Here is an 8127-nt window from a genome sequence, read left to right as displayed (position 1 = left end):
CAACTGTTCCAGTGGACGAGGCGATACTATGCTCGGCAAGCAAACTTCCATAAGCGCTGGAGACGTACTGAGAGCCACGATCACTGTGGTGAACCAGAGGAGGCAAGGTTTCCCTTGGCCTGGCTAATCGCCTGATCAAGAGGCTTCCAATAGCAATGCCTCGGTTCGCATGGTTGAGCGGGTCGACCAGCCCACAATCATCCGGGAGAACACGTCGGTGACAAACGCCGTGTAAACGAACCCGGTACGGGTACGGACATAGGTAATATCAGCAACCCAGAGCCGGTTCGAGCCATCGGCACGGAAGTTGCGCTGGACCAGGTCCGGGCGCGAGTCCGGAGCCGGCGAGGGCCTGGTGGCGATCGGGGACCGGCCCCGGCGCACACCACTGACACCCTCATGGACAATGCCGGGTCCTGTTTTAACCGCTCCTTAACAAGGCACACTGCTCAAGCTTTGAACTCTTGCAAATAACGTTGGGCCATAACCCAATCCTCCTCGAAAAACCGAGGAACAAAACCCAGGACGCTTCATAATGTCACCGAATGCGATGACATTAGATTAGAGCTGTTTGGGGTCTGCTAGATCGATCCATAGCGGCCGGTAGTGGGGTCATAGGTTAGAACCGGGATGCGACCGGATACTTCGACGGTGCCGTCGATAAAGTAATGCGAGGAACCGTCAAAGTAGATGTCATGGAAATTTTGGTCACCAGCTAAAGCGTAGGTACCGATGTGACCGGCAATAATATCTATCAGGAACGGGCCGGTAGTGGCGGGGAATTTGTTTAGCATGATGTCTTCAGAGGTTCCTTGCTCCCAGTATTCCTGCGCGTCCTCATCAATGCCGGCGTGAACAAACACCTGGGTTGGGGTTTTCCAGTAAGTCGGCAAGTTTTTTAGCCAGCGCACCAGCTGAGCATAATCGGCGTGAATCTGGTCGCGGATCACCTGTAGGGCTGTCTCGGGATCCCTGGACGAGAGTTCGGTTTTTACCGCTTCGCGGTCTGCCCCGTCCAAAAAGCTCAGTAGGGTTTCGGGGATATAGGTGGTTGTCGCCAGGAGGTCACGGGTAGTCAGGAACTCGATAAACCATTCGTCATGATTCCCTTTGATGACCACCACATTGTCGGGGTAGGTAGTTTGCAGGTCGAAAATGCGCTGCAATACTTCGCGGCTGTGGGATCCTTGATCAACATAATCACCAAGAAAAATCAGCCTGTTTGTCTCTGGGTCACCAGTTAAGGTTGCCTCCAAATCGGGAATACGTTTCAGCGCGTCTTCCAAAGCATCCAAGTGCCCATGTATGTCACTCATCGCGTAAAACATGGTTTTCTCCTTGGTGGTATTTTACTGGGAAACTAATGCTGCTCGCGGTTTTCACGGTGAGGGATAATAGATTTCCTGCTATAAGGCAGGTAGAAACTGGATAATACTTAATGGTAAGTGAGAAACAGTAAAACGGAAGTAATCTGCCGTATTATTTCCGTAGCTTGTAAGCTAAGGAAACATCATTTGCAGCTAGCTTTTTGGAGGAGTCATGGGCAAGGTAACCGCAGTTGTTGGTGCCGGGGGAATGGGCACCACGGTTCTTGAGGTTTTCACTCAGAAGTTTGCGAAGGAAGTCGCAGCAACGGGAACCTCCGTGCAAACCATTGTCGTGAATCGGCCGCAAGACAGTTTAGATCAGGCGCAGGCTCAAGAAAAGATTGCGTTAGCCAGCCCCGACATCGAGGGAGTCTCCGAGGTCGACGACGAGAAGTGGCAAGAAGTCCTCAACTTGCATGCGGGTGAGATTCGCAAAGCACTTGACGGTGCCAGCGCAGTCGTAGTGCTCGCAGGATTGGGGGGCTTTACCGGCTCTAGCGCGGCACCTTTTGTAGCCAAAATCGGCAAAGAACTAGGGGCTCAGGTTTCTGCCGTGGTGACCATGCCTATTCCTTTCGAAGGGGAAAAACGTGCCCAAAAAGCGGTAGCGGCACACGCAGAACTTTCAAAATTTGCGGATCAAGTAGTGACCGTATCTGGCGCAGAGCTGCTGGATAAGGCAGATTTGGGTGCTTCCTTAGATCAGGCTTACGGGAAATTTGATGCAGAGCTCGCCGCCAAGGCGGCCGAACTGATCGAGGAAGCTTAGTCCTGCTTAAAATTTCTTCCTAGCTACTGCCGTTAGTTGGTGCGCCTATGGTCGTATCTAGCGACGCTAGGAGGTCTTCGCCAATCCTAGGCGCCTGTCTGCCAAGCAACTAATTTTTCTATTGGCTCCCGGAATCGGCTGCCGGAGACCGCGGAATTCTTGCAACTAATACGGAAAAACTCTTCCGGTTTTATCGCGAATGAATTAGCCTTGGGTTATGGGTAACAGCAAATCGGAAAAGTCTCAGGCACATACGCAACGCGGTTATGCGCTCGCTATTTTAAAGTATTTGCTGGAAAACACCAGTCCTAATCAGGGAGCGACGGCGCTCCGCCTGACCCAAGACTTCGCCAGCGGGAATCTGGAATGGAACCCTCCTGAAATCTCGGAGAGAACCGCGCGCGAATATCTGCATTACCTCAAATCTTTAGGGAACCGGTTGCCGTTCGGAATTCGGGTTCAACAGTTCGCTGATATAGAGGGCGAAAGCCCTGTGCCCCCAGAGGAAAGACGCACCAACTGGTTTGCCACCGCCATTATTAGCCCTGCCCAAATGCGAGTGCTTGCCGATGCGCTGCAGATGTCACGATTTTACCCGGATGACGTCTCCGACTTGCGCAGCCTTCTGGCATCTCTGGCGAGTGTAAAACCAGAACACCTCGAAAGCGGGCAAATACTTTTCCCAGATCGCCCCATGTTCAAAGGGGTGCCAGCTACTCTGCTTGAGCTTGATAGCGCTATAAGTGGGGGGCACAAAATTCGCTTCTCCTATAGCCACGTGGCGTTGCGGTCAGAGGCAAAGGGGCGCCAGGCTCCAGGGAAATACTGCTCTCCGAATCAGCGATCTCGACGGGGAAAAACACAGCGATCAGAATCTAGCAGGCTCAGAGACCAGGCTGTTTTGAAAGAATCCGGGAAAAAGTACGAGTTCTATCCCTACACCACGGTTTTTAAAAGAGGGGACTACTACCTGCTTGCGGGCAAAGATCCGCACCCGAACGAAAATACCCGGATATTTCATTTCGTAATCGATAGGATCAGCGACATCAAGATTTTAGAGGGCGCTGCGGACAGTGTCGATAGCTCAGCTTTTGATTTCGTTAGGTACGTAAACGAGCGACCCTACTTTTTTAGCGGGCAGGCGGTTGACGTCATATATAGGGTAACCGGCGGGCTTGACGGCACTTTTTCTTGGTTCCCAGATGCACAGGTTGTGCCCGATGGTGGCAGTGACTGCTACCGAGTACATGTGAGAGCCCAACCAAATGCCATGGTGTGGTGGGCATTGCAGTATGCCGGTTCTGTAGAGGTGCTTTCCCCGCCGGAGCTGCGGGAAGAAATCACTAAAACATTGGAAGAAACCTTACGGAAATACCGGGAGAAAAATGAGTAATCTTGACGAATCTGACCGCAACTGGTTGCGAAAAATACTACTCACCCCCATTAAGTGTGAGGGAAGTAAAGTCTTAGAAATTGACGATAAACATAACGTCATCTTGACTAGCGATACACGTTATTGTTATCAGAATGGGGATCCGGATATGAGCGACCTCGCGATTGTCTTTTATAAAATTCTTTATGGCAAGGAAATGCTTAAAAGTGATGGGGACTTTCGTTGTCATGAGTTCGCTGGCGATACTATGAACTCCTTCAATTCGGTGGCCAATCAGTTCTTTGACGGAAGTACTAAGCGTTGTGCGAAGCGGAAAAAAGTTGAAGAAAACGGGGAACTTCCTACCTGGCTTCAAGAATACTTTGATGGCTACCACTGCCTGGCAAATTTTTGGGCTATCCCCGAAGAAATTGGTCGTCAGTCCCAGAAGGGTGACCGCTATGATTTTGCTTTCTCCTATATAGAAGAGAACCTGAATAATCCGGATGATCCGGGATTCCTTGATAGACACTGCGTTCGTTGCTATACAAAGATAGAGGATGACGATTCCAATCTCCAGAAATGCGGTGAGCGGGTAATAGCCAAGCCCGACTATAACAAATCCCTACAAATGCGTTGAGCGGGTAAAGGAATTGTGGAAAGCTCGAGCAGAAGAGATTATAAATTCTTCTAAAACTGAGCAGTTATTTAAATGCTTTAAAGATCTCAGCTCGGGTGAATCTACTTGCCAGTGAATCCTATTCTCTGCTTGGCAGCTAGCTGATCCGTCTTCATAACTAGATCTTCTGGCAGGAGCATCTCAAGCTCACCCGTGTTCAGGGACTGTCCCTTGTCGCTAATTTTCTTTAGCCGCTCTGCCTGATAGAGCTTCGCTTCTTCCAATAACTGGCGTGCGAAGCGCCCATTACCGCTGCTTATGCGTGATCCCATGGCGCGGAAAATCTTGGCGGCTTTAGCCGGCGTTGCAGGATCAAGGGTATATCCATCCTCTTCAGTGAGGAAGGTGAAGATGCTGGTGAGCTCCTCAGGCGAATAATCAGGAAACTTGATCGTGGTGCGCACCCGCGAGCGGAATCCGGTATTAGCAGCTAGGAATTCCCGCATTTCATCCGTGTATCCCGCCATAATCACGATGATTTCCTCGCGCATATCCTCCATCAGCTTCACCATCGCGTCCACTGCGTCTTTGCCTGCTGCCCCATCCCCCAGGGAATAGGCTTCGTCGATAAAGAGCACTGACCCGCGAGCTTGTTCAAAAACCTGGCTGACGAGTTGGGCCGCGGTTCCCGGTATCGGGGATATCAGCTGTGCCTTCGAAACCTCAAAAAAATCACCCACGGATAAAATGCCACGTTCGTGGGCTATTTTTCCGACTAACCGCGCAACTTCGGTTTTCCCAGTTCCGGGGTTCCCGGTGAATACCATGTGCATGGGATTGAAGCGAGTAGAAAGCTTAACTTTGCGTCGAAGTTTTTGAATCTCAACGAAGTCGAGTTGGCGTTTAATCTCAGTTTTTACGTTTTGTAGACCTATGAGTCTATCTAATTGCTCGGTGGCAGGAATCAGCTCTTTATCGGGCATGGGTACATCTTCCGCTGCAATGGTTTGCACCTGTTCCAGGGTTAGCTCAGGTTCTTTTGCAGCCCCTTCGCCAGAGTCATCGGAAGTGTTGGTGGTTACCCATAAGTCCAGTCGCTCTTGCTGGCGCTTGCGAATATCGGCTAACAAATTTCGTGCGAACCTAGCATTGCCCTGATCAATCCGCCTTCCGGCACCCGCAAGCCGATTATGTACCAGGTGGCGAGCTTCCTCGGTCAGCTTCAAGCTTTGCTGAGCAGCCATAAGATCAAAAATTTCCAGGAGCTCGTCAGTGGTGTAATTGGGAAAATCGATTATGGAACCGATTCTCGAGCGGAATCCCTCGTTCTGAGACAAGAGTTTCTCCATCGCACCCCGGTAACCGGCCAGAATGACAACCGTGTCGGAGCGGTTATTTTCCATGCAAGCAATCAACTCAGGAATAAAGACCGGTGATATCGCGTAGGCTTCGTCGATGAAAATAACTGATCCCTTCGCCCTCCGGAAGATGTCGGTCACGTCAAATCTGACCTCTCCAAGGCGAGGTCCCGAAACCTCCAGCATCCTGCCCTCAGACAGTACTCCTAAGTCACGTAGAATTTCGCCGTAGACCCGGGCAACTTCGGTCTTACCAGTTCCGGGAGGACCTTGGAAGACACAGTGCAACGAGGTATCTGCGGGAGCCATACCCAGGCGGCGCGCGCGGACTTCACCGCGGTAACTGCGCACAATGCGCATAATTTCTTTCTTTACTTCCTCGAGCCCGATGAGTTCGTGGAGGCGCTCCAAGCCTGCAGGTTCACGCTTGAAAGGGTCTTTGGGCAGCACAACAGCATCAGCGTAACAACTGTAGTTGGTGGCTAGGCTGTAGTCGTTTATCCACTGGTTTGCCAGATCTTCAATGGTGCCGTTAAAAGAAGCATCAGAAAATGTCGTTTCCAACAAGTGCTCGAACAGATCCCCTTCGGGAGAGTATCCGGCGACATGTAGCCTTTGAACCAGCAAGCGACGAGCCTCTTTTACGGTCAACTGGGATGCTTTCGGGGTGGGATCCGGTTCTAGTAGAACCACCGGAAGCGGAGTGTGCTTGCTAAAGTTCTCAATCAGATTGGCACTGGGCTTGGATACTAAGAACACGATCTGTATTTCTCGAGCATGCACCGCAATATGATTCAGTAATTGAGCCAGTACTTCATAAGCGCGGCTCTCTTGCCGAGAACCGTATTTGAGGCGCGAATAATCGATAACCAACGTGGAGTCGCAAAAAGCGTTAGCCAGGTTTTCGTTCACCGATTCTTTTTGCGAGCCAGTCCTGTCCGCGACCTCCAGTTGAAAAAAATCAAAATTATAAACATAGCGACTGGCTGTCCGCCCGGCGCTTGCGAGTGCCTGGAGTAAGATATCGCCAGCTTCGTGAGCATCCGCGGCATGGGCGACATCAATTACGTAATTTACAACCACAGATTGATTTGGTGGTGCTTGCCTGATTCTTTCGAGTTCAGCTCCGAGACTACGGTCGTAAGAGCTGGTGACCGCCTGGTGTTGCAGGCTGGTTAAGTCAGTGTCTGCGGAGATAAGTCTGCTGGTTAGAGGATTTGATACAAAATTTCCTCGATAGTGCAGTTCCCACAATTCCTGTAAGTTTGCCCTGCGGAGCAGTCTTTCAGTGCCTCGGTAGTAAATGGTAGCTAGCCGTTGATAGGTGACTTCCTCAATCTTGATTTCGAGATTACAATCGAATATTTCAAATTCTGCGTCTGGTTGATATTTGTGGGTTTCTGCAAGAAATTGGTTATTCAGCAAAAACTTAAGGGCGCTGATTTCCAGAGAATTATTTTTCGTCACTGCCCCTAAAGTTGTGCCGCTCCTAAAATCTTCGGAGACGTAATCGATGTAGACGTACTCCACCACCAGACCCTCGCACATTTTCTGATAGTCAATGTGGTTGCAGCCCGAACAGGTGATCTCAAAAAATCTCATCGCGTCCTTTCTTGGAAATAAGCTGGCAGGTTAAACAAAAAATAGTTGTAGCGTGTTGTACATATTATTAATTCATCCAATTTGTAAGCGGAAGATAGCTTCCGTTATCTAACTGCCTGGCGCTGTAGAATCTAGTTTTCTGCTAGCCAATAACGAGTGCCGAAGGATTGAATCGATAAAGCTGCAAGCCTGGCAACTTTGGAAAGCGCGCTTACAAAAGTATCAACAGAAAGCTTTTGCCTACCCAGGGCTTTTACAAAACCTCCATGAAAGGAGTCCTCGGCACCAAGTGAACTAGCCCCCGAAAGTTGGACTGGTTTAATTCTAGGTGGTTAGGGTTTCAAGGGTTTGATTCCGATATTGCATCGGGGTCAGGCCCTTGAAACGTTTTTGAAGCCGGGTGTTGTTGTACCAGAAGATGTAATCATCTACGGCCCGGTACAGTTCATCAACACTGGCGCAGTGCTCGCCGTAGTACATTTCGGTCTTCAGGTGACCGAAGAAGTTCTCCATCACCGCGTTGTCGTAGCAGTTGCCCTTTCGCGACATCGACTGGAGGCCACCAACGGACTCAATGAACTGGCGCCAACTGGAGTGCTGGTATTGGATCCCTTGGTCAGTGTGTACCATCAACCCTTCACCAGGTTCATGCCACGTGATCGCATTCTTTAACGAGGTAGAGGTGAACTTTGTTGACGGGGATGTCGACAACTCGTGTGCCAGAATGCTCCGGTCGCTCAGATCCATGATCGGTCAGAGATAGACCTTCGTGCCAGCCACCCGAAACTCGGTGACATCACTCACCCACACTGTGTTGGGTTGTTCTGGCGTGAAGTTGCGGTTCAGGAGGTTCTCGGCAATGTGGCTAGTCTGGCCTTGGTAGGAGTTGTACTTCTTACGTGACCTGACCTTGGATTTCAAGCCCATCTGGTCCATGAGTTTGTAGACGAGCTTGTGGTTAACCGGCTCTTCGTACTTGAGCGTGGGTGTGGGGTGATGCGCAGGAACGACTCACCGACAAGCAGCGACAACGGCTTGAA

Annotated in this window: 5 protein-coding genes and 2 pseudogenes; 3 read left to right on the top strand and 4 right to left on the bottom strand. The window is 50.5% G+C overall.

Features of this window, described 5'->3' with window-relative positions:
- Positions 1-432 (bottom strand): annotated as a pseudogene (locus QP381_RS08360) (DDE-type integrase/transposase/recombinase); the annotation flags it as partial.
- 149 nt (positions 433-581) lie between these two features.
- Positions 582-1328 carry a metallophosphoesterase family protein gene (locus QP381_RS08355; protein ID WP_006680320.1) on the bottom strand — a complete coding sequence of 249 codons (747 nt, stop codon included), beginning with the start codon at positions 1326-1328 and terminating at the stop codon, positions 582-584.
- Between the two features lie 211 nt (positions 1329-1539).
- On the opposite strand from QP381_RS08355, the gene QP381_RS08350 reads away from it, so the two are divergent.
- The 3 genes from QP381_RS08350 to QP381_RS08340 all read left to right on the top strand — a co-directional run bounded on the left by QP381_RS08350 (position 1540) and on the right by QP381_RS08340 (position 4148).
- On the top strand, positions 1540-2136 hold the full coding sequence (locus tag QP381_RS08350) for a hypothetical protein (RefSeq protein ID WP_006680321.1): 597 nt from the start codon (positions 1540-1542) through the stop codon (positions 2134-2136).
- A 217-nt stretch (positions 2137-2353) separates the two neighbouring features.
- Positions 2354-3529, top strand: coding sequence for a helix-turn-helix transcriptional regulator (locus QP381_RS08345; protein ID WP_006680322.1), 1176 nt, complete (start codon positions 2354-2356; stop codon positions 3527-3529).
- Positions 3522-4148 (top strand): hypothetical protein, encoded by a 627-nt coding sequence (locus tag QP381_RS08340; protein WP_179369985.1) that lies wholly within the window; start codon positions 3522-3524, stop codon positions 4146-4148. Before QP381_RS08345 ends, QP381_RS08340 begins: the two co-directional genes overlap by 8 nt.
- Before the next feature lie 101 nt (positions 4149-4249).
- Here QP381_RS08340 and QP381_RS08335 read toward each other — a convergent pair whose 3' ends face one another.
- Together QP381_RS08335 and QP381_RS08330 are read right to left on the bottom strand one after the other, a co-directional pair.
- Complete coding sequence (locus tag QP381_RS08335; protein WP_006680324.1) at positions 4250-7087, bottom strand: AAA family ATPase; 2838 nt, start codon at positions 7085-7087, stop codon at positions 4250-4252.
- A 324-nt stretch (positions 7088-7411) separates the two neighbouring features.
- Positions 7412-8050: pseudogene (locus tag QP381_RS08330) on the bottom strand (IS3 family transposase); the annotation flags it as partial.
- Between the last annotated feature and the right edge of the window lie 77 nt (positions 8051-8127).

This window comes from Pauljensenia sp. UMB6358, assembly GCF_030216865.1.
In the GTDB taxonomy this organism is placed as follows: domain Bacteria; phylum Actinomycetota; class Actinomycetes; order Actinomycetales; family Actinomycetaceae; genus Pauljensenia; species Pauljensenia turicensis_A.
Note: the sequence above shows the minus strand (reverse complement) of the source record. Positions and strands in the feature narration are given on the sequence as shown.

What these genes read in the sequence shown, in the direction of transcription:
- QP381_RS08355 (WP_006680320.1), bottom strand. Translation starts at nt 1,328, where the DNA reads ATGTTTTACGCGATGAGTGACATACATGGGCACTTGGATGCTTTGGAA.
- QP381_RS08350 (WP_006680321.1), top strand. Translation starts at nt 1,540, where the DNA reads ATGGGCAAGGTAACCGCAGTTGTTGGTGCCGGGGGAATGGGCACCACG.
- QP381_RS08345 (WP_006680322.1), top strand. Translation starts at nt 2,354, where the DNA reads ATGGGTAACAGCAAATCGGAAAAGTCTCAGGCACATACGCAACGCGGT.
- QP381_RS08340 (WP_179369985.1), top strand. Translation starts at nt 3,522, where the DNA reads ATGAGTAATCTTGACGAATCTGACCGCAACTGGTTGCGAAAAATACTA.
- QP381_RS08335 (WP_006680324.1), bottom strand. Translation starts at nt 7,087, where the DNA reads ATGAGATTTTTTGAGATCACCTGTTCGGGCTGCAACCACATTGACTAT.